Origin of the sequence: Curtobacterium flaccumfaciens (assembly GCF_004361695.1) — a bacterium.
Classification (GTDB): Bacteria; Actinomycetota; Actinomycetes; order Actinomycetales; family Microbacteriaceae; genus Curtobacterium; species Curtobacterium flaccumfaciens_B.
On sequence record NZ_SNVW01000006.1, the window covers coordinates 74,100 to 92,972 of the forward strand.

General features: G+C 72.3%; 20 protein-coding genes. 12 read left to right on the forward strand and 8 right to left on the reverse strand.

Annotation, left to right across the window (positions count from 1 at the left end; translation table 11 throughout):
- The first annotated feature begins 138 nt into the window (after positions 1 to 138).
- The 5 genes from EDF64_RS10270 (at position 139) to EDF64_RS10290 (ending at position 4,023) form a co-directional block, all read left to right on the forward strand.
- Positions 139 to 780 (forward strand): DUF308 domain-containing protein, encoded by a 642-nt coding sequence (locus tag EDF64_RS10270; protein ID WP_133519897.1) that lies wholly within the window; start codon positions 139 to 141, stop codon positions 778 to 780.
- A complete protein-coding gene (locus EDF64_RS10275) occupies positions 777 to 1,040 on the forward strand; it encodes a hypothetical protein (protein WP_133519898.1) in 264 nt (87 codons plus the stop codon). Before EDF64_RS10270 ends, EDF64_RS10275 begins: the two co-directional genes overlap by 4 nt.
- A gap of 19 nt (positions 1,041 to 1,059) precedes the next feature.
- Complete coding sequence (locus tag EDF64_RS10280) at positions 1,060 to 2,508, forward strand: DHA2 family efflux MFS transporter permease subunit (RefSeq protein ID WP_279512732.1); 1,449 nt, start codon at positions 1,060 to 1,062, stop codon at positions 2,506 to 2,508.
- A 233-nt stretch (positions 2,509 to 2,741) separates the two neighbouring features.
- Positions 2,742 to 3,281 carry an RNA polymerase sigma factor gene (locus EDF64_RS10285; RefSeq protein WP_133519900.1) on the forward strand — a complete coding sequence of 180 codons (540 nt, stop codon included), beginning with the start codon at positions 2,742 to 2,744 and terminating at the stop codon, positions 3,279 to 3,281.
- The gene (locus EDF64_RS10290; protein ID WP_133519901.1) at positions 3,271 to 4,023 is read left to right on the forward strand and encodes a hypothetical protein; all 753 of its coding nucleotides are present in this window, start codon (positions 3,271 to 3,273) and stop codon (positions 4,021 to 4,023) included. Before EDF64_RS10285 ends, EDF64_RS10290 begins: the two co-directional genes overlap by 11 nt.
- Positions 4,024 to 4,093: 70 nt before the next feature.
- On the opposite strand, the gene EDF64_RS10295 is transcribed toward EDF64_RS10290, so the two are convergent.
- The gene (locus tag EDF64_RS10295; RefSeq protein WP_166645684.1) at positions 4,094 to 5,008 is read right to left on the reverse strand and encodes a LysR family transcriptional regulator; all 915 of its coding nucleotides are present in this window, start codon (positions 5,006 to 5,008) and stop codon (positions 4,094 to 4,096) included.
- Between the two features lie 48 nt (positions 5,009 to 5,056).
- On the opposite strand from EDF64_RS10295, the gene EDF64_RS10300 reads away from it, so the two are divergent.
- Positions 5,057 to 6,361 carry an MFS transporter gene (locus EDF64_RS10300; protein WP_133519903.1) on the forward strand — a complete coding sequence of 435 codons (1,305 nt, stop codon included), beginning with the start codon at positions 5,057 to 5,059 and terminating at the stop codon, positions 6,359 to 6,361.
- 177 nt (positions 6,362 to 6,538) lie between these two features.
- Entirely contained in the window at positions 6,539 to 7,150 is a 612-nt protein-coding gene (locus EDF64_RS10305; RefSeq protein ID WP_133519904.1) for a hypothetical protein, read from the forward strand.
- 174 nt (positions 7,151 to 7,324) lie between these two features.
- Here EDF64_RS10305 and EDF64_RS10310 read toward each other — a convergent pair whose 3' ends face one another.
- Positions 7,325 to 8,245 carry a cation diffusion facilitator family transporter gene (locus EDF64_RS10310; RefSeq protein WP_133519905.1) on the reverse strand — a complete coding sequence of 307 codons (921 nt, stop codon included), beginning with the start codon at positions 8,243 to 8,245 and terminating at the stop codon, positions 7,325 to 7,327.
- Positions 8,246 to 8,293: 48 nt separating this feature from the next.
- On the opposite strand from EDF64_RS10310, the gene EDF64_RS10315 reads away from it, so the two are divergent.
- Positions 8,294 to 9,025: a DUF4166 domain-containing protein gene (locus tag EDF64_RS10315; protein WP_133519906.1), complete on the forward strand. Its 732-nt coding sequence runs from the start codon at positions 8,294 to 8,296 to the stop codon at positions 9,023 to 9,025.
- Positions 9,022 to 9,999, forward strand: a complete 978-nt coding sequence (locus tag EDF64_RS10320; RefSeq protein WP_133519907.1) for an epimerase — start codon at positions 9,022 to 9,024, stop codon at positions 9,997 to 9,999. The genes EDF64_RS10315 and EDF64_RS10320 overlap by 4 nt, the downstream gene beginning before the upstream one ends.
- Here the strand turns inward: EDF64_RS10320 and EDF64_RS10325 are convergent.
- Positions 9,968 to 10,951: an EamA family transporter gene (locus tag EDF64_RS10325; protein WP_133519908.1), complete on the reverse strand. Its 984-nt coding sequence runs from the start codon at positions 10,949 to 10,951 to the stop codon at positions 9,968 to 9,970. The two genes, EDF64_RS10320 and EDF64_RS10325, sit on opposite strands and share 32 nt — an antisense overlap.
- A 72-nt stretch (positions 10,952 to 11,023) precedes the next feature.
- Here EDF64_RS10325 and EDF64_RS10330 point away from each other — a divergent pair, with 72 nt between their 5' ends.
- Positions 11,024 to 11,938 carry a LysR family transcriptional regulator gene (locus EDF64_RS10330; RefSeq protein WP_133519909.1) on the forward strand — a complete coding sequence of 305 codons (915 nt, stop codon included), beginning with the start codon at positions 11,024 to 11,026 and terminating at the stop codon, positions 11,936 to 11,938.
- Positions 11,939 to 11,996: 58 nt separating this feature from the next.
- Here the strand turns inward: EDF64_RS10330 and EDF64_RS10335 are convergent, their stop codons facing one another.
- The 5 genes from EDF64_RS10335 to EDF64_RS10355 form a co-directional block, all read right to left on the reverse strand.
- Positions 11,997 to 12,797, reverse strand: a complete 801-nt coding sequence (locus EDF64_RS10335; protein ID WP_243736336.1) for a L,D-transpeptidase — start codon at positions 12,795 to 12,797, stop codon at positions 11,997 to 11,999.
- 103 nt (positions 12,798 to 12,900) lie between these two features.
- Positions 12,901 to 13,929: a hypothetical protein gene (locus tag EDF64_RS10340; protein ID WP_133519910.1), complete on the reverse strand. Its 1,029-nt coding sequence runs from the start codon at positions 13,927 to 13,929 to the stop codon at positions 12,901 to 12,903.
- A 188-nt stretch (positions 13,930 to 14,117) separates the two neighbouring features.
- Positions 14,118 to 15,503 carry an adenylosuccinate lyase gene (purB, locus tag EDF64_RS10345; RefSeq protein WP_133519911.1) on the reverse strand — a complete coding sequence of 462 codons (1,386 nt, stop codon included), beginning with the start codon at positions 15,501 to 15,503 and terminating at the stop codon, positions 14,118 to 14,120.
- Positions 15,500 to 16,012: a low molecular weight protein-tyrosine-phosphatase gene (locus EDF64_RS10350; RefSeq protein ID WP_133520012.1), complete on the reverse strand. Its 513-nt coding sequence runs from the start codon at positions 16,010 to 16,012 to the stop codon at positions 15,500 to 15,502. The genes purB and EDF64_RS10350 overlap by 4 nt, the downstream gene beginning before the upstream one ends.
- Before the next feature lie 107 nt (positions 16,013 to 16,119).
- Complete coding sequence (locus tag EDF64_RS10355) at positions 16,120 to 16,518, reverse strand: phage holin family protein (protein WP_133519912.1); 399 nt, start codon at positions 16,516 to 16,518, stop codon at positions 16,120 to 16,122.
- A gap of 70 nt (positions 16,519 to 16,588) precedes the next feature.
- On the opposite strand from EDF64_RS10355, the gene EDF64_RS10360 reads away from it, so the two are divergent.
- Both EDF64_RS10360 and EDF64_RS10365 read left to right on the forward strand, forming a co-directional pair.
- On the forward strand, positions 16,589 to 17,668 hold the full coding sequence (locus tag EDF64_RS10360) for a histidinol-phosphate transaminase (protein WP_133519913.1): 1,080 nt from the start codon (positions 16,589 to 16,591) through the stop codon (positions 17,666 to 17,668).
- A gap of 23 nt (positions 17,669 to 17,691) precedes the next feature.
- Positions 17,692 to 18,828, forward strand: a complete 1,137-nt coding sequence (locus tag EDF64_RS10365; protein WP_133519914.1) for a thiamine pyrophosphate-dependent enzyme — start codon at positions 17,692 to 17,694, stop codon at positions 18,826 to 18,828.
- Positions 18,829 to 18,873 lie beyond the last annotated feature (45 nt).

Below are 18,873 nucleotides of genomic sequence, written 5' to 3' on the forward strand. Positions count from 1 at the left end.
GCCGGTACCGGTGCTGTTACCGGTGCCGGTGCGACTGCTGGTTCGAGCATCCTCAGCGGCCGGACTGCGCGAGCGGTCAGCCGTCCGATGGTCCGGCGGTAGGATCGAACCACGATCCGCATGCCCGAAAGAGGTCTCGTGTCCGACTCCGTGGACGACTCCGGCCAGCGCGCGCGGTACTGGCCGATCCCCGTCCTCCGGGCCGTCCCAGCCGCGATCGTGGCCCTCGTCATCACCTTCTCGTCCAACCACGCCGCTGGCTACGGCCTGCTGCTGTTCGGCGGGTTCGCGGTCGTGGACGGGCTCGTGCTGCTCCTCGCGGGTGCCACACGCCTCGCGGCGGACGGCCGCTCACGTCGGACCACCCTCGCGCAGGCCGTGATCACGCTGCTCGCGGCGGTCGCCGGCTTCACCCTGAACGGCTTCGGGCTGCCTGCGTTCATCACCGTGATCGTCGCCTGGGCCGTCCTCACCGGGGCGCTCGAGCTGACGCAGGGCCTCCGCGCTCGTCGCCGGTCGCCGTTCGCCCGCGACTGGACGACGATCGGCGGCCTCACCCTGCTGCTCGCCGTCGCCTTCCTCGTGACACCCCCCGACTACTCGCAGCAGCTCGGCGGTGTCGAGCGGGTCTCCGGCATCCTGGACGCCTCGATCGTCCTCGTCGGACTGCTCGGCGCGTACCTCGCCATCACGGCGGTCTTCCACGTGATCGCCGGCCTCTCGCACAAGTGGGGAACGGCCGTCCCGGCCGCCGCCCCGGACGGAGCACCACACGCATGACCACCCCCAGCCGTCGCGACCGCCTGCGCCCGGTCGAGCTCCTCGGGATCTCCGCGATCGTCGCGGTCTTCACCGGCCTCGTCGTGCTCTTCTCGACCCGTGAGCTCCAGCTCGCCGTGATCTTCCTCGGCGTCGCGTTCATCGTCGTCGTGGTGGTCCTCGCGATGCTGCAGTTGGCGTCGACGAGCGACCAGGACGACAACGACATGCTCGGTGGTCACAAGACCCCGGGTGAAGGAGACGGCGACGACTTCCACTGAGTCGGGCAGCGCCCGCACGCTGCCGTCGCGTCGCCCGGAGCAGGGCGACCCGGACCTCCCGGGCCGGTACCGCCACCGGTACCTGATCCTCGCGGTCTGCTGCATGAGCCTGTTCATCGTGTCGATGGACGCCACCGTGGTGAACGTCGCACTGCCGTCGATCGGCCGTGAGCTCGGCAGCACGATCTCCGGCCTGCAGTGGACCATCGACGCGTACACGCTCGTCCTCGCCAGCCTGCTCCTGCTGTCCGGCTCCACCGCGGACCGGATCGGCCGGCGCCGGACGTTCCAGATCGGCCTCGCGCTGTTCACCGTGGGTTCGCTGCTGTGCTCCCTGGCTCCGACCGTCGGCTGGCTCGTCGTCTTCCGCATGCTGCAGGCCGTCGGCGGGTCGATGATGAACCCGGTCGCGATGTCGATCATCACCGCCACGTTCGACGACGCGAAGGAACGTGCCCGCGCGGTCGGCGTCTGGGGTGCGGTCGTCGGGGTGTCGATGGGGCTCGGGCCGCTCGTCGGCGGTGCGCTGACGGACTCCGTCGGGTGGCGCGCGATCTTCTGGATCAACGTGCCGATCGGCATCGCGGCGATCGTCCTGACCTTCCTGTTCGTCCCCGAGTCGAAGTCCCCGACGCCGCGTCGCCTCGACCCGCTCGGGCAGGTGCTCGTCATCGTGCTCCTCGCGACCCTCGTCGGCGGCCTCATCGAGGGCCCGCGCCTCGGCTGGACGTCACCGGCGGCGCTCGGTCTCTTCGTCGTGGCGGCAGCGTCCCTCGTCGTGTTCGTGGCCGTGGAACGTCGTCGTGCGCAGCCGCTCGTCGACGTCCGGTTCTTCCGGAGCATCCCGTTCTCGTCCGCCGTCGTCACGGCGATCGCCGCGTTCGGGGCGAACGGCGCCTTCCTGTTCCTCAACGCCCTGTACCTGCAAGAGGTCCGCGGCATGTCCCCGTTCGAGGCCGGCCTCTGGACCCTGCCCGCCGCCGTCGCGACGATGGTGGTGTCGCCGGTGTCCGGACGGCTCGTCGGGTCGGTCGGCACCCGGGTCCCGCTCGTCCTCGCGGGGATCGGCGTCGGCGGCGCCGGGGCGATCCTCACCACCATCGACGCGCACACCCCGATGTGGGTGCTCGTCGTCGCCTTCGTGCTGTTCGGATTCGGGTTCGGCATGGTGAACGCCCCCATCACGAACACCGCCGTCTCGGGGATGCCCCGCGCGCAGTCGGGTTCGGCCGCGGCCGTCGCCTCGACGAGTCGGCAGACCGGGGTCTCGCTCGGCGTCGCGCTCGCGGGGACGGTCACCGGCGCGAGTGCCGTCGCGACCGTCGGAGCCGGGTTCGCGGTGGCGACGCACGCGATGTGGTGGATCGTGCTCGGCATCGGCGTGGGGATCGTCGTGGTCGGGTTCGTGTCGACCTCGGCGGCGGCGAAGCGTTCCGTCGCGGGCATCGCGCACCTGCTCGACGCCTGACCCACTGCCCCGGGCGACGTCGCCGGGCGAGCGCGCCGGCGTACCTGGTGGAAACGGGCGTCCTGACCCTGAACTTCCGACCAGGTACGCCCGAAACAACCCGGTACGCCCGGAACCACCCGGCACCCCACCCGGCCGGCGCCCCGCCCCGACACGCCCGGCGGTCACGATTCCGACACGGCGCTGTCAGGATCACGCGCCCTGCCGACACCTCTGAGTGAAGGAGGTGGAACGTGGACGCGACGACGGAGACGGACGAGGCGATCGTCCGTGCGATGGCACAGGGCGACAAGGGCGCACTCGCCCGCGCGTTCGACCGCTACGCCGCCACCCTCACCCGGTACGCCTGGGCGATCGCTGCCGACCGCATGGAGGTCGAGGAGATCGTGCAGGACTCGTTCCTGACCCTCTGGCAGCGCGCGGCCACGCTCGAGCTGCCCGCGGACACGATGCTCCCGTGGCTCCTGGTCGTCTGCCGCAACCACGCCCTGAACGCCGGCCGGAAGCGCGCCAAGCACCGGAGCGACGAGCTGCCCGAACACCTCCCGGCCCCCGAGGACCACGACGAAGCCCGTGAACGCCTCCGCTGGGTCCGTGCCGAGATCGCCGCGCTCCCCGAGACCGACCGGCGCATCTGCGAACTGTGCCTCCTCGAGGGGCACTCCTACGCCGAGGCCGCCGAGATCCTCGGCCTGACCGTGGGAGCGGTCACCCAGCGGGTCTCCCGCAACCGACGTCGACTCAAGAAGGCGGTGATGCACGATGAACACTGAACCTCCCGAGGGAGACGACCTGCAGCGCATGCTCGTCTCGATGAAGCGGAACGTCCTCGAGCGTGCCGCCCCGCGTCCGAAGCGACGTCGTGGTCGCTCGGGCCTGGTGATCGGCGTCGTCGCGCTCCTCGCAGTGGGCACCGCGACGGGTGCCGTCGCCCTGACGCTCGCGCAGCAGGACGAGCAGGTCGCCGCGCCGGTGCAGACGCAGGAGCCCGAGCCGGCTCCGTCCGCAACGACGCCGACGTCCGCCCCGATCACGGCGAGCCCGACGCCACGGCCCACCCCGTCGCCGAACACGGTCGCCGCGATCCCGACGACCTGCCGGGACACCGTCCCCGCCGAGGACTACGACCGGTTCTTCGGCGAGACCCCCGTGACGGAGACCACCAACACGGAGGACAGCAGCACCGGCAGCGACTCCGCGGACAACACCTGGACGGGCGGGGCGGCGACCATACTGTGCAGCTGGATGGACCCGCAGGCCGATGTCACCGGCCTCGGCATCGCGATCGGGACAGCTGGTCCGGGCGCGGCGGACGTGCTCGCGACCAGCTCGCTGCGGTGCGAGGACCGGAACGGCGGACGGATGTGCCAGGGCTCCGTCCGCGCCGATCCGTACCCGGTCGACCGGGTCGCGACGTACTTCCTGCGTGGTGACACGTTCATCGTGATCACGCAGACCAACTTCCCGACGAACGGACTGCTCGACGCCGTCGTCGGGGAGATCTGGGGGGACTGACGGCCTGGAGGCGCGTGGCGGGGACGACCCGCGCCTCCAGTCCGTCGGTGGGTTGCGACCACCGCGACGATCAGATCCGGACGCGCGCCGCCACGATGTCGCGCGCGAGCGCGCGGACCGCGCGGTTCGGCTCCGGACTCGTCCGCATCGCGAGGCCGATGCGGAGCGGCTCCACCTCGTCCTCGAGCTCGAGCACCACGCCGTCGTGCCGCACCCCGGAGTCCGGCACGACCCCGACCCCGAGCCCGGCCGACGCGAACCGGACGACCGCGGGCATGTCGTTCATCTCCGCGACGATGCGGCGCCGGATCCCGAGCCGTTCGAGTGCGGTGTCGAGGATGATCCGGTTGCCGAAGCCGTGCGCGGTGTCGATGAAGGGCTCGTCGGCGAGTTCGGCGAGCGAGACCGAGACACGCTCCGCGAAGCGGTGGTCGGGTGCCAGGAAGACCCGGAACGGCATCTCCCGGAGGGGCTGCACGTCCACGCCGCTCGGGACACCGGGCAGTCCCGTGTAGGCGATGTCGAGCCGACCCGCGACCAGGTCCTGCACGAGGCCGGTCGTCCCCGACGGCGAGGTCATCAGCTCGACGGTGACGAGTGGGTGGCTCTGGCGGAACCGGCGGAGGACCCCGGTGAGGTCGACGATGTCCATGCTCGTGAAGATCCCGAGGCGGACCCGGCCGCGGAGGTCGGCGTCCTCCGCCGTCGCGAGGTCGCGCATCCGGTCGAGGGACTCGAGCACGGTGCGGGCGTGGGGGAGGAGGTCCTCGCCGGCCGCGGTGAGGACGAGGTGCCGACCGGTGCGGTCGAAGAGCCGGACTCCGAAGCTCCGTTCGAGCGAGGCGATCCCCGCCGACACCGTGGACTGCGCTGCCCAGAGGCGCTCGGCGGCGCGGGTGACGCTGCCCTCGGCGGCGACGGTGACGAACTGTTCGAGCAGTCGGGTCTCCATCCCCCGAGTATCGACCGGATCGATGGTCGACATCAAGAGCATCCGTTGGACTCGATGCTCGCGGAGCGCGATCATCGGAGCATGTCAACCGTCACCGAGACCCCGACGGGCACCGTCCCCGCCTCCACTGCCGCGCCGGCCGTCGCCGCTCCGGCATCGGCGAGCGACCGTGTCGTCGCTCCCCGCGGACGCCGGACCCACACGCGGCGTCGTCACGGCTTCGGCTTCTGGGCCGTCGCCTTCGCGTTCCTCTCGGTGATGGCCTTCGCGACCGTGCCGGCACCCCTCTACGTGATCTACCAGGCGCGCGACGGCTTCCCGACGTTCACGACCACCGTGGTGTTCGCGGCCTACGGCGTCGGTGTCGTCGGGGCGCTGTTCCTCGCCGGACACCTCAGCGACGTGCACGGTCGTCGGCCGCTCATCCTCGTGTCGATCGCGCTCGAGCTCGTCGCCGCCGTGCTGTTCCTGGTCTGGAACGACGTCAGCGGCCTCATCGTCGCTCGGCTCGTCACCGGCCTCGGCGTCGGACTGCTGACGGCGACCGCGACCGCGCACCTCGGGGAACTGCGGGTCCGCGCGACCGGGGCCTCGTCCTCCGCCGCGGGCGCGAGCGTGGTGGCCGGCGCCGTCAACCTCGGCGGGCTGTCCCTCGGGGCGCTCGTCGGCGGTGCGCTGGCCGAGTTCGTCGGGCAGCCGCTGATGGTCCCCTACGTGGTGTTCGTCGTCGCGCTGACCGTCGCCTTCGTGCTCGTCCTGGCCGTCCCGGAGACCGTCGATCGTCCGTCCTCGCCGGTCGCGTACCGGCCGCAGCGGCTGCAGGCGCCGGAGGGTGAGTCGCGTGCGTTCTGGGCCGCCGGCACCGCCGCGTTCGCCGCGCTCGCCGTGCAGGGCCTCTTCACCTCGGTCGCGCCGAGCTTCCTCGGCACGACGTTCCACGTGACCGACCGGCTGGCAGCGGGCGCGACGACGTTCGGCGTCTTCGCGGCCAGTGCCCTGTCGCAGATCGTGTTCGCCCGGCTGTCGCAGCGGGCGCAGATCCGACTCGGCCTGGTGCTGCTCGTCGGCGGCCTCGTGGTCCTCGCCGTCGCGGCCGTGCTGCTGCAGGTCGCCGGCTTCATCGGCGGCGGGGTCGTGGCCGGTGCCGGCGTCGGGCTGCTCTTCAAGGCGTCGATCTCGCGTGCCGCGTCCCTCGTCGGACCGGAGCGCCGCGGTGGCGTCCTCGCGGCGACGTTCCTCATCGCCTACGCCGGGCTGACCGTGCCGGTCGTGGCCGTCGGTGCTGCGCTGCTCGTACTCCCCACGCTGCCGGTGCTGCTCGCGTACGTGGTGTTCGTGGTGGTGCTCGCCCTGGTTGAGGGGACGCGCCTGGCCGCGCGGGCATAGCGCCCGCCCCGCCGCCCGGTCGCGCCTGTCGCCGGCGTCGCCCGTCGCCGCGTCGCCCGTCGCCCCGTCGCGGGAGCAGAGATCGTCGAGTCCGCACTCCGGACCCGACGATCACTGCTCCCTCACGAGTTCGCCCGCGGGCCTGGAGGCACGGTGCCCGTCCGGCATACTGGGCGCGTGTCCCAGAAGCGCCGCCGTTCCGTCCTCGCGGGGGTCGCTGCCGTCCTGGCCGCCGGCCTCGTCGCCGGCGGGGTCGCACTCACCGCACAGCGCGGCGCCGACGACCCCGTGATCGGCGCCGGTGCCGCCACCGTGACGCCGAGTGCCGCCGCTGGGGACGGCACCGCCGCCGACGGCACCGTGACGATCACCGTCGACGGGCCCGACCTGCCCGGCGGAGACGTCCTCGACCGCTGCGGCACCGACAGCCGCACGGCGGTCGCCCGCTACGACACCGCCGCGCTCGGGGCCGTCGTGCTGCAGTGCGGGAACTCCGGGCAGGGCTACGAGCACATCCGCGTCCGCCACACCCAGGACTGGGACGACGTCGTGACGGGCCACGGCTCGCGGGACTGGGACGACGCGATGCTCACCGCCGTGCGCACCGTGCTCGAGACGCCGCGCACGGGGTACCCGCAGGACGCCGGCGACGGCAAGGTCTGCTACGCGGCACCCGTGCGGTTCGACGACGGATCACGGCCGGACGCGGAGCCCTTCGTGAAGGTCATCGTGTCGGCCACCACGGAGCGCGTCATCACGGCCTACCCCACGCGCGACGACGGCTGCTGACCGGGGCCGATCGCGCGGCGACGCCGAACGACAACACCCACGTCGTACGACGTGCACGGAGTCGTCCCTTGCAGACGCGGTGTTCGGCGCTCCGCAACGAACGACTCCCTCGAAGTCGTACGACGTCGACAGTGTCGTTCCGCGTCGACAATCCCCGAGCGCCCCCCGCGCGACCTACGCGTGCACCTCGTGCTCGTGCCGCCGGTGCGACACCGGCTCGAGCTGGAACGTCGAGTGCTCCACGGGCACGTCGAAGTGCTCCGCCACGCACTGCTGCAGCTCGTCGAGGATCCGGGGAGCGTGCGCGGTCGAGAAGCAGTGGTCGTCCACCACCACGTGCGCCGTCAGGTTCGGCACCCCCGTGGCCACCAGCGTCGCGTGCAGGTCGTGCACGGCGATGACGTGGTCGAGCTCGAGGATGTGCCCGCGCACGGCGTCGAGGTCGAGCCCGGGCGGCGTCGACTCGAGCAGCACGTTCGCGGTCTCGCGCAGCAGCCGGATCGCCCGCGGCAGGATGAGCAGCCCGATCAGGATCGCGGCGATCGAGTCGGCCCGCTCCCACCCGGTGGTCATCAGGACGATCGCAGCGCCGATCACCGCGACGGACCCGAGCGTGTCGTTGAGGACCTCGAGTCGTGCGGCCCGCGACGTGAAGGTCTCACCGGAGGCCCGCAGCAGCACCCCGTACGCCACGAGGTTGCCGACCAACCCGATGATCCCGAACACCAGCAGCGGCCCGGAGTGGATCTCCTCCGGCACGAACAGCCGCTGCACCGCGGAGATGATGACGTAGACGCCGACGGCGAGCAGGATCGCGGCCTGGGCGGTGGCACCGAGCACCTCGGCGCGCTGGAACCCCCAGGTGCGCTGCGCCGTCGGGCTGCGCCGCGCGAGCCGGGTGGCGACGAGGCCGATGCCGAGCCCGCCCGTGTCGACCACCATGTGCCCCGCGTCGACCAGGAGCGCGAGCGACCCGGTGACGACCGCACCGATGACTTCGGCGAGCAGGATGCCGGCGGAGATGCAGAACGCGATGAGGAGCGCGCGCTCCGAAGCGTGCCCGTGCGCGTGCACTGCCCCGTGGTCGTGTCCCATGCCCACCATCGTAGGTTTCCGGCCCCTCGACATGCCAGGATCGGGAGCGTGACCCGGTCACCCTACGAGCTGAGCACGCCGCCCGACGTGCTGGCCCGCCTGCACCCGCGGCTCCGCACGTACTTCGGCCCGATCCCGCCGGGCCACGTCGGCCGCGGAGAGGGCGTCTTCACCGTGGTCGGCACCCCACGCCGGTGGCTGTGGCCGGTCCTCGCGTGGTTCGCGCGCGACGACGTGATGTTCCCGGTGTGGGAACGGGACGTGCCCTTCACCGTCGAGAACCGCCCGGCTCACGTCCGCCGTGGAGCGGCCGGCCTGGAGGCAGGGCCCACGCCCGCCGGTACCGGCGCGTCGCGGAGCGGCGGGACGGCCGAGCGGGTGGGGAGGGTCGCTGTCCGCGCGCACCGCACCTTCCGGTTCCGCTCGGGAACCCGCACGATGGTGGACGCCATCACCGCCGAACCGCATGGCCTGGTCGACCACCTCGGTCGCCGCGGGCGCGTCAGCGCGCGCCTGCGGACGGAGGTCGACGGCACCGGTCCGGACGCGGGCGCCCTGCGCCTGGTCTCCACGTGCGTGACGTTCCGTGTGCTGGGACGCGAGGTGCGCCTCCCGGCCGTCGCGTCCCCGCGTGTGACGCTCGAGGAACGATTCGATGACGATGCGGACCGGCAGCGCGTGTCCCTGGTGCTCTCGGCACCGGTGCTCGGCACGCTGTACCGGTACGAGGGGGCGTTCCGGTACGAGATCGCGCCGGACACAGGACAGGGGATGAGATGAGCGACCAGAAGGGCCGCGTCGTGATCGCGGGGGCGAGCGGCTTCGTCGGGCAGTACCTGCGGGATGCCTTCCGCGACGAGGGGTACCAGGTCGTCACGATCGGCCGGACGGGCGACGCCGTGTGGGGCAACACCCTGCGCATCCGGGAACTCGTCGACGGTGCCGCGATCGTCGTGAACATGGCCGGCAAGAGCGTGAACTGCCGGTACGGGCGCCGGAACCGGGCAGAGATCGTCCGCTCGCGGGTGGACACCACGCTGGAGCTCGCCGAGGCGATCCGGACGAGCGAGCACCCGCCGCCGCTGTGGATCAACGCCTCGACGGCGACGATCTACCGGCACGCCGACGACCGCCCGCAGGACGAAGCGACCGGCGAGCTCGGCGAGGGGTTCTCGGTCTCGGTGGCGAAGGCGTGGGAGGACGCCCTCTTCTCCGCCGACCTGCCCCGGACCCGCCGCGTCGCGCTCCGGATGGCGATCGTGTTCGGCGACGGCAGTGCCCTCGTGCCGCTGCTCCGCCTGGCGCAGGCCGGGCTCGGCGGGCCGCAGTACGACGGGCCGTGGTTCCCGACGCGCTCCCGGCTGCGGGCGGGGACGTACCACCACGACCGGCACACCCACGGACGCCAGCGGTTCAGCTGGGTGCACATCGCCGACGTGCTCGGGGCGATCCGGTTCGTCCGCGACCACGACGACCTCGACGGCGCCGTGAACGTGTCGAGCCCGAACCCCTCGGACAACCGGACCGTGATGGCGACCATCCGCGACGCCGTCGGGCGCCGCTTCGGGATCCCGACGTGGCGGTGGATGCTCGAGATCGGGTCGTTCGCGATCCGCACCGAGACCGAACTCGTGCTGAAGAGCCGGTGGGTCGTGCCGACGCGCCTGGTCGAGGCGGGCTACGAGTTCCGGTACCCGCACCTGCGCGGGGCGCTCGCCGGGATCATCGCGGAGCGTCGCCAGCACCGGGGCTGAGCGCGGGCGCGGGCGCCGCCGCGGGCACGGGCGCGGGCACGGGCGCGGCGGCACCGACCGCCGGCGCGGGGGCACCGGCGGCGACCGGGCGGGGCGGGCGGGACGACCACAGCACGGCGGCCACGACGACCACACCCGCGACGATCTCGACCGGGTCCGGCACCTCGCCGAACGCCAGCCACGAGGCGAGCACCCCGACGACGGGCACGAGCATCGAGAACGGCGCGACGGTGCTCGACGGGTACGCGGCCATGAGCCGCGACCAGATGCCGTAGCCGACGAGCGTGGCGACCAGCACGATGTAGAGCAGCCCGAGGTCCGCCGGCAGTGCCGCCGCGGTGAACGCCGTGCCGAGCGCCTGCCCGATCCGATCCGGCCCCTCGACGACGAACGAGAGCACGGCCATCGGGATCGGCGGCACGATCGACCACCACAGCGTCAGGTGCAGCGGGTTGGACGCCCCCGCGCGCCGGGTCGCGACGTTGCCGATCGCCCAGCCGAGGGCGCCGCACAGGGCCAGCACGACCGGCAGCAGCGCCGCCGCCTGCGCCCGGTGCACGGCGATCGCCGCGAGGGCGCACACCGCGATGGTCACACCGATCACCTGCCGGCCGGTCAGGCGTTCGCGGAGGAACACCCCGGCGAGCACGACGGTGAACGGCGCCGAGGCCTGCAGCACGAGCGAGGCGAGACCGGACGGCAGCCCGGCGGCCATGCCGAGGTACAGGAACGCGAACTGCAGCACCCCCAGGCCGAAGCCGACCAGCAGCAGGCGGCCGAACGGGATCCGCGGCCGCGGCACGAGCAACACGGTCGGCACCGCCAGCAGCGTGAACCGGATCGCTGCGAGGAGGAACGGCGGGAAGTGCTCGAGCGCGATCGCCGTCGCGGGGAAGTTGAGGCCCCAGACGACGGCGACGACCACGGCGAGGAGACGATCACGGGGGAGCACACGACGAGCGTGACGCACCGGTACCGTGCAGCACCAGCGAAGAGTTCTCCACCGACGTTGTAGCCTCCCTGCATGGTCGCCTTCGACGTTCAGTTGCTCGCCGTGCTCCGGGAACTCGCCGAGCGCGGCAGCGTCACCGCCGTCGCCGCGGCCACGCACCGGACGCCCAGCGCCGTCTCGCAGCAGCTGCAGACCCTGCAGCGCCAGGTTGGCGTCACCCTGGTCGAACGCGTCGGCCGCGGGGTCCGGCTGACCGAGGACGGGCGGGTCCTCGCGGGCCTCGCGGGCGGTGTGGCGACGGCCATCGCGCAGGTCGACGCCGCGTGGCGGGAGCACCTCGGCGGTGCCACCGGTCGCGTCGACCTGGCCGTCTTCCCGTCGGCGGCGGAACTCCTGCTGCCCGGGCTCCTCACCCGGATGCGGGAGCACCCGGGGATCGAGCTCGTGCTCGTCGACGTGGACGTCAGCGAGGACGAGTTCGGCCCGCTCGCGGCCGACCACGACGTCGTGATCGGACACCGGCCGGACGGGGCGCCGCCGGCCGGGCGGGCAGCACTCGAGACCGTGCCGCTCCTGCGCGAACCGCTCGACGTGGCGCTGCCGCTCGGGCACCGCCTGGCGTCCCGCGCACGGGTGCGCATCGACGACGTCGTGGGCGAGGAGTGGATCGGCGTGCCGGAGGGCTACCCGATCGACCGGGTGCTCACCGCCATGGCCGCGGCGACGGACACCCCGCCGAGCGTGGGGTTCCGCACGGTCCACCTGCCGGTGATCGAGAACCTGGTCGCGGCCGGGCACGGTGTCGCGCTCGTGCCGCGGTACACGTCGGGCACGCGCGCGCCGGGACGGTTCCACCTCGCCGAACTCGCGGACGTGCGGGCGGGCCGCCGCATCGAGGCGCTGGTGCGCCCGGACCGTGCGGTCCGCCCCGGCGTCCGCACCGTCCTGGAGGCGCTGGTCGCCGAGGCACTGGACGTCACCGCCTGACGGGGGTGCGGCTGGCGGCGGGGCCGCGCCGCGCCTCCAGGCCGGACCGTCGGAGCGGTCAGCGCACCTGGACGGGGGTGCCGAGCGGCAGGAGCTTCGCGAGTGCGCTGATGTCGGCGTTGTGCATGCGGATGCAGCCGTGGCTCGCCGCTGTCCCGATGCTCGACGCGTCGTCGGTGCCGTGCAGACCGATCTGGCCCGGACCGCCGCCGAACGAGTTCAGCACGTCCGAGAACGCCGACAGGCCGTAGGCGTACGGGCCGTAGCCGGCGTTCGTCGGCGCGAGGAGCTCGGTGAGGAAGAAGGAGCCGTGCGGTGTCGGCGTGCCACCGGTGCCGGTCGCGACCGAGTAGGTCTGCTGCGCAGTGCCGTCCTTGTAGAGCACGAGCGTGTTCGCCTCCGTGGTCGCGACGAGCGCGTACGGGGTGGTGGCGAGCGTGACGGCGGACGACCGGACCCAGCCGGTGCTGCCGTTCGGCCGCTGGGCGAGCGCCACGTGGACCCACCCGTCCTGCTGCCCGACCACGTGGAAGACCTGCGGGGACCCGTTGGACTGCGGGTTCGGCAGCGTCGTCGTGGTCGGCCCGCCGGGCGTGGAGGCCACCGCCACCGAGGACCCAGTCGCGGTCGCCACCGTCGAGGTCGCAGGGGCGGAGATCGGGGCGGTCGGTGCAGCCGAGCCGGTCGCCGGGGCCGACGGCGTGCGCGTCGGCTTCGGGAGCCCGGTCGAGCGAGCCGTCGAGGTCGCGCTCCCGGTGGGTGAGGCGGTCGGCGCCTTCGCGGCGGAGCAACCCACCAGGGCCATCCCCACGGCGAGCGTGACGGCGACGGCGACGGCGGAGGACGTGCGGCGGATCACGGGGCGGTTCGGCCTTCCGGGGATGGTGGGGCGGACGACCGACACGGCGATCCGCCGGACGGGAGGCCCGTCCGGCGGATCGAGTCGATCACTGCTGCGGTGGTCAGCCCGCGAACGTGGCGGCGGTCCGGACCGGGGTGGGCACCGGGGCCGTCGGCACCGGCGTGCTCGTCACCGGAGCGGCCGGGTCGGCGGTCACCACGTACTCGTTCCGCAGGACGATCCCCGAGGACTCACCGACGAGGGCGAGGGTGTACGTACCGGCCCGCGGGACGGCCGAAGCCGGGATGACCAGCTGGGCGTCGATCGCACCGTTCGCGTCAGCGGTCAGCGCGAGGCTGTCGATCGGACCACCGGACTGCGATCCGGCCGCGACGAAGCCGACGGCCACGGTCTCGCCCGGGAAGAAGCCGGAACCGACGACGTGGACGCCCTTGGTCGTGACGGCGCTCACGGTGCTCGACGTCGGCTGGTACGTGCCCTTGGGGGTCGGCGTGAAGTAGGTGGTGTCGCCGCCGAACTGCACGGCGCGGACGGTACCGGTCGAGGCGGGCGGCGTGATGAACCCGTACCCGATGATCTCGGCGTTCGGCGAGGTCGCCGTGATCTGCGCCTCGAAGTCGGACAGGTTCGCGGCCGTGTCGGCGGGGATCGTGCCGACCGCGGCGGAGCTGAGCCAGCGGCCGCCGCCGTCGACGAAGTCACCGTCGCCGAAGTCCGCCGGGCGGAGCGTCGTGAAGTTCGTGTCCGCGCCGGACGCGCCACCCGTGTTGAGGAACATCGGGATCTGGAAGTTGACCGACCCGGTCGAGACGAAGTCGGCGCTGGTGACGAGGTCCTGCAGGTCGACGCCCGGCTCGCTCGTCGTGGTGAGCAGCTGCGTCGGGCCGGTGAGGTTCACGCCGCCGGCGGAGAACGCGGCTACGCCGGACGTCGCCGGGGCGGTGTCGCCGTAGAACCACCCGGTCGCCGGGTAGCCGGCGCTGGTCTCCTGCCCGAGGGCGGCGGTGGTGTTCACCCAGGTCGCCGTGGCGGAGTCCGGGGCGGCGGTGGCCATCCCCGCACTGAAGAAGGTCGAGCCGGCGACGACGGCTGTTGCCGCCGCGACGGTCATGATTCGGGAGCGCTTCACTGCAGATCCGTTTCCTGTGGGTGATCGACCCGGGGAATCGGGTCGCGGCCGCCTCGACGGGCGGGCGTGGTGACCGTTCCCCCGAAGTCGTTCCACGGTGAACCTATCTCGGTTCGGGGAATCCTCACACCCCTCCGACGAACTCCTGTCCGTCCGACGCGACCCCCGTTCAGGGGGTCCGCGCGGGCTCAGACGTCGAGGTGGTCGACCAGCTCGTCGGCCAGCCCCGTGTAGGTCGCCGGCGTCAGGTTCGTCAGCCGCGCCTTCGCCCCGGACGAGATGTCCAGGCCGTTCACGAACGCGACGAGATCCGCCTGCCCGATGCGCTTGCCGCGCGTGAGCTCCTTGAGCATCGCGTACGGGTCCTCGATGTTCGACTGCCCGGCGGTGACCTCGGCGCGGATGACCGTCTGGATGGCCTCGGCGAGCACCTCCCAGTTGTGGTCGAGGTCCTCGGCGAGCCGGGTCTCGTTCACCGAGACCTCGCCCAGTCCGCGGCGGAGGTTGTCGAGCGCGAGCAGCGAGTGCCCGAACGCGACGCCGATGTTCCGCTGCGTGGTGGAGTCGGTGAGGTCGCGCTGCAGCCGGCTGGTCACGAGGGTCTCGGACAGCGTGGAGAACAGCGCCGACGAGATCTCGAGGTTCGCCTCGGCGTTCTCGAAGCGGATCGGGTTGATCTTGTGCGGCATCGTCGACGAGCCGGTGGCACCCGCGACGGGGATCTGCGTGAAGTACCCCATCGAGATGTAGGTCCAGACGTCCGTCGCCAGGTTGTGCAGGATCCGGTTCGCGTGGCGGACCCGGTCGTACAGCTCGGCCTGCCAGTCGTGCGACTCGATCTGCGTCGTCAGCGGGTTCCACGTCAGGCCGAGGCCGTCGACGAACTCGCGGGAGAGCGCGGGCCAGTCGGCCTCGGGGTCGGCGGCGAGGTGCGCCGAGAAGGTGCCGGTCGCGCCGGAGAACTTGCCGAGGTACTCGCCGCCCTCGATCTGCGCCAGGACGCGCTCGAGGCGGTAGACGACCACCGCGAGCTCCTTGCCGAGCGTGGTCGGGGTCGCGGGCTGGCCGTGCGTGTGGGAGAGCATCGGGACGCTCTTCAGCTCGTCGGCCATGGCGCGCAGCACCGTGAGCACGGCCTTGAACGCCGGGAGCCAGACCTGCTCGACGGTGTCGCGCACGGTGAGCGCGTACGACAGGTTGTTGACGTCCTCGCTCGTCGCGGCGAAGTGGGTGAGCTCGGCGATCGCGTCGAGCCCGAGCTCCGACAGCCGGCGACGGACGAAGTACTCGACCGCCTTGACGTCGTGGCGGGTCGTCGCCTCGATCTCGGCGAGTTCGGCGATCTGGTCCTGCCCGAAGGTCTCGACGACCCGGCGGAGTGCGGCCTTGTCGTCGACGCTGAGCGGCGACGTGGTGAACATCGCGTGGTCGGTCAGGAAGATGAGCCACTCGACCTCGACCACGATGCGCGCGCGGTTGAGGCCGGCCTCGGAGAGGTGCTCGCCCACCGTGTGCACGATCGGGTAGTACCGCCCGTCGAGCGGGCTGATCGGCTGCGGGGGAAGGGGGGTCATGGGGCTCCCTGACGGACTGCCGGCTCGAGTTGGCGGAAGAGCGCCCGGCAGGCCCGTTCGACGGTCGAGAGCACTCGGTCGAACTCGTGCCGGTCCGCGTAGTACGGATCCGGTACGTCGGTCTGCTGGGGCCAGGCGTCGTCGTACCGCAACAGGAGCGTCACCTTCGCGGCGTCGTCCATGGTCGGGGCCCACGAGCGCAGGATGCGTTCGTGGGAGCGGTCGAGTGCGACCACCAGGTCGAGGTCCGGGAACCGGTCCGGGTCGAACTGACGGGCGCGATGCCTGCTCCCATCGTATCCGCGTGCCGCGAGTGCCGCGATCGTGCGCTCGTCGGCGGGTTCGCCGACGTGCCAGTCGCCGGTGCCCGCGGACTCGACCTGGAAGCGCTCCGCCATGCCGGCGTCGGCGGCGAGCTGCGCGAACACGATGCCGGCCATGGGGGAGCGGCAGATGTTGCCGCTGCAGACGAACGAGACGCGGAACGGGGCGCCGGCGTCCGTGGTCATGGGGACATCATGGCGCAGCACGGGGACGTCCGCGACGGTCGTCGCGTCGGTGGTCGCGTCGGTGGTGCGGTCTGGAGGCGCGGTGCCGGACGCGTCGTCGGCTCGCGTCACGCGCGCTGACGGTTGAGCACCGGGCGGGTGAAGAGCCCGATCAGCCAGGCGAGGACGGCGAGCACGAAGGCGCCGACGATGCCCCAGCCGAAGGACTCGACGTTCAGGCCGAACCCGAAGGCGTCGGAGATGCCGGCGACGATGAGCAGCAGGATCGCGTTGACGACGAACGAGATGAGTCCGAGGGTCAGGATGTAGAGCGGGAACGCCACGATCCGGATGAGCGTGCCGATGACCGCGTTCACGAGACCGAACACGAACGCCACGAGCAGGTAGGTCAGCACGGTGGCGAGGGTGCCGCCGTCGCCGAACGGGGTGACGGAGACGCCGCTCACGATGAGCGTGGTGAGCCAGAGCGCAACGGCGTTGACGACGAGGCGGACGAGGAATCGCATGCCCCCATGATGCCCTCCGGCGCTGGGGAGGGCACGGCATCGCGGTCCTCCCCGCCGGTAGCCTGGTCCCGTGACTGACGCGCGCGTGCACATCCGGCCCGAGATCGCCGTCCTCCCCGCCTACAAGCAGGGACGCCAGGCGGCCGCCGACGCCTTCAAGCTGTCGAGCAACGAGAACCCCTTCCCGCCGCTCCCCGGTGTCGTCGAGGCCGTGCAGGCGCAGACCGCGTTCAACCGGTACCCCGACGCCACCGCCCTCGCCGTCCGCGCCGTGCTCGCGAACCGCTTCGGCCTCACCGTCGACGAGGTCCACGTCGCCCCCGGCAGCGTCGCGATCCTGCACGAGCTCGCGAAGGCCACGTCCGGCCCGGGCGACGAGATCGTCTACGCCTGGCGGTCCTTCGAGGCCTACCCCGGCGTCGTCACGGTCGCCGGCGCCACGAGCGTGCAGGTGCCGAACCGCCCGGACGGCGGGCACGACCTCGACGCGATGGCCGCCGCGGTGACCGACCGGACCCGCATGGTGATCGTCTGCACGCCGAACAACCCGACCGGGCCGATCGTGACCGGGCCCGAGTTCGAGGCGTTCATGGAGGCGGTGCCGTCCTCGGTGCTGGTCGTCCTCGACGAGGCGTACGCCGAGTTCGTGACCGACCCGACGGCCGTCCGCGGTGCCGCGCTGCTCGAGCGCTACCCGAACCTCGTCGTCCTCCGCACCTTTTCGAAGGCCTACGGGCTCGCTGGACTCCGCGTCGGGTACGCCCTCGGCCCGGCGTACGTGCTCGACGCCGTACGTGCCTGCGCGATCCCGCTGTCGGTGACGGCCCAGGGCCAGGCGGCGGCGCTCGCGAGCCTCGAGCGCGAGGCCGAGCTGCTCGAGCGGGTCGCCGAACTCGCTGCGCTCCGCGACCGGATCGTCGCGGCGCTGCGGGAGCAGGGATGGGCCGTGCCGGAGGCGCAGGGCAACTTCGTCTGGCTGCCGACGGGCGCGGGTACGGCGGTCGCGGCCGAGGCGTTCGAGCGCGCCGGCATCATCGTCCGGGCCTTCGCGCCCGAGGGGATCCGCATCTCGATCGGCGAGCACGAGGCTGTGGAAACGCTCCTCGAAACCGCCCGTGCACTTGTGGGGGACCTCCAGGCAGCGGGGTAGTCGCTGCCGCTACGCTGGCCCGCATGTCATTCCGCGCCGCGGCCCCCGCGACGACCACCGTCCGGCTCCTCGACACCGAGGGCCGGTTCGTGGAGACCGACGAGAACGCCGAGTTCGCCGCCGCCGCGCGGGCGATCCCGGACGAGACCCTGCTGGCGATGCACCGCCGCATGGTCCTCACCCGTCGGTTCGACCACGCCGGTCACAACCTCCAGCGAACCGGACAGCTCGGCCTCTGGGTCCCGAGCCACGGACAGGAAGCCGCCCAGACGGGTTCGGCCTTCGCCCTCCGTGCGCAGGACCACGTGTTCCCCTCGTACCGCGAACACGCCGTCACGATGCACCGCGGTGTCGAGCCGATGGAGATCATCGCGATGTACCGCGGCCAGACGCACGGCGGCTGGGACCCGGACCAGCGTGGCAACACCCACATCTCGACGCTCGTGATCGGCTCGCAGACCCTGCACGCCACGGGGTACGCACTCGGCCAGAAGCTCGACGGCGACGTCGGTACGGGCGACCCGGACCGCGACGCCTGCTCCATCGTCTACTTCGGCGACGGCGCGAGCAGCCAGGGCGACGTGAACGAGGCGTTCGTATTCTCGGCCTCCACCCAGGCACCCGTCGTGTTCTTCCTGCAGAACAACCACTGGGCCATCTCGGTCCCGGTGTCCGTGCAGTCGCCGACGCCGCTCGTCGACCGCCCGCGCGGCTTCGGCATCCCGAGTGTCCTCATCGACGGCAACGACATCCTGGCGTCGTACACGGCCTCGGTCGTGGCGACCGACCACGCCCGCAGCGGCAAGGGTCCGGCGTTCATCGAGGCGGACACCTACCGCATCGGCGCGCACACCAGCTCCGACGACCCGAGCCGCTACCGCGCCGAGGGGGAGCTCGAGGACTGGGTCCGCCGCGACCCCATCGTCCGTTCGGCCGCGTACCTCCGCTCGAAGGGCGTCACGGACGAGCAGTTCGCCGCGTTCGACGAAGAGGGCGAGGACATCGCCGCCGACGTCCGCCGCCGCACGGTCGCGCTCACGCCGCCGTCCGTCGACGTCATGTTCGACAACGTCTACCGCGAACCGCACCCGCTGATCGCCGAGCAGAAGGCCTGGCTGGAACGCTACGAGGCCGGCTACGAAGGGGGCGCCCACGCATGAGCACCACCGAGCAGCTCTTCGACTACACGCTGCGCTCCCACCCGG

What these genes read in the sequence shown, in the direction of transcription:
- EDF64_RS10275 (WP_133519898.1), top strand. Translation starts at nt 777, where the DNA reads ATGACCACCCCCAGCCGTCGCGACCGCCTGCGCCCGGTCGAGCTCCTC.
- EDF64_RS10290 (WP_133519901.1), top strand. Translation starts at nt 3,271, where the DNA reads ATGAACACTGAACCTCCCGAGGGAGACGACCTGCAGCGCATGCTCGTC.
- EDF64_RS10295 (WP_166645684.1), bottom strand. Translation starts at nt 5,008, where the DNA reads ATGTCGACCATCGATCCGGTCGATACTCGGGGGATGGAGACCCGACTG.
- EDF64_RS10300 (WP_133519903.1), top strand. Translation starts at nt 5,057, where the DNA reads ATGTCAACCGTCACCGAGACCCCGACGGGCACCGTCCCCGCCTCCACT.
- EDF64_RS10310 (WP_133519905.1), bottom strand. Translation starts at nt 8,245, where the DNA reads ATGGGACACGACCACGGGGCAGTGCACGCGCACGGGCACGCTTCGGAG.
- EDF64_RS10320 (WP_133519907.1), top strand. Translation starts at nt 9,022, where the DNA reads ATGAGCGACCAGAAGGGCCGCGTCGTGATCGCGGGGGCGAGCGGCTTC.
- EDF64_RS10330 (WP_133519909.1), top strand. Translation starts at nt 11,024, where the DNA reads ATGGTCGCCTTCGACGTTCAGTTGCTCGCCGTGCTCCGGGAACTCGCC.
- purB (WP_133519911.1), bottom strand. Translation starts at nt 15,503, where the DNA reads ATGACCCCCCTTCCCCCGCAGCCGATCAGCCCGCTCGACGGGCGGTAC.
- EDF64_RS10350 (WP_133520012.1), bottom strand. Translation starts at nt 16,012, where the DNA reads ATGACCACGGACGCCGGCGCCCCGTTCCGCGTCTCGTTCGTCTGCAGC.
- EDF64_RS10355 (WP_133519912.1), bottom strand. Translation starts at nt 16,518, where the DNA reads ATGCGATTCCTCGTCCGCCTCGTCGTCAACGCCGTTGCGCTCTGGCTC.
- EDF64_RS10365 (WP_133519914.1), top strand. Translation starts at nt 17,692, where the DNA reads ATGTCATTCCGCGCCGCGGCCCCCGCGACGACCACCGTCCGGCTCCTC.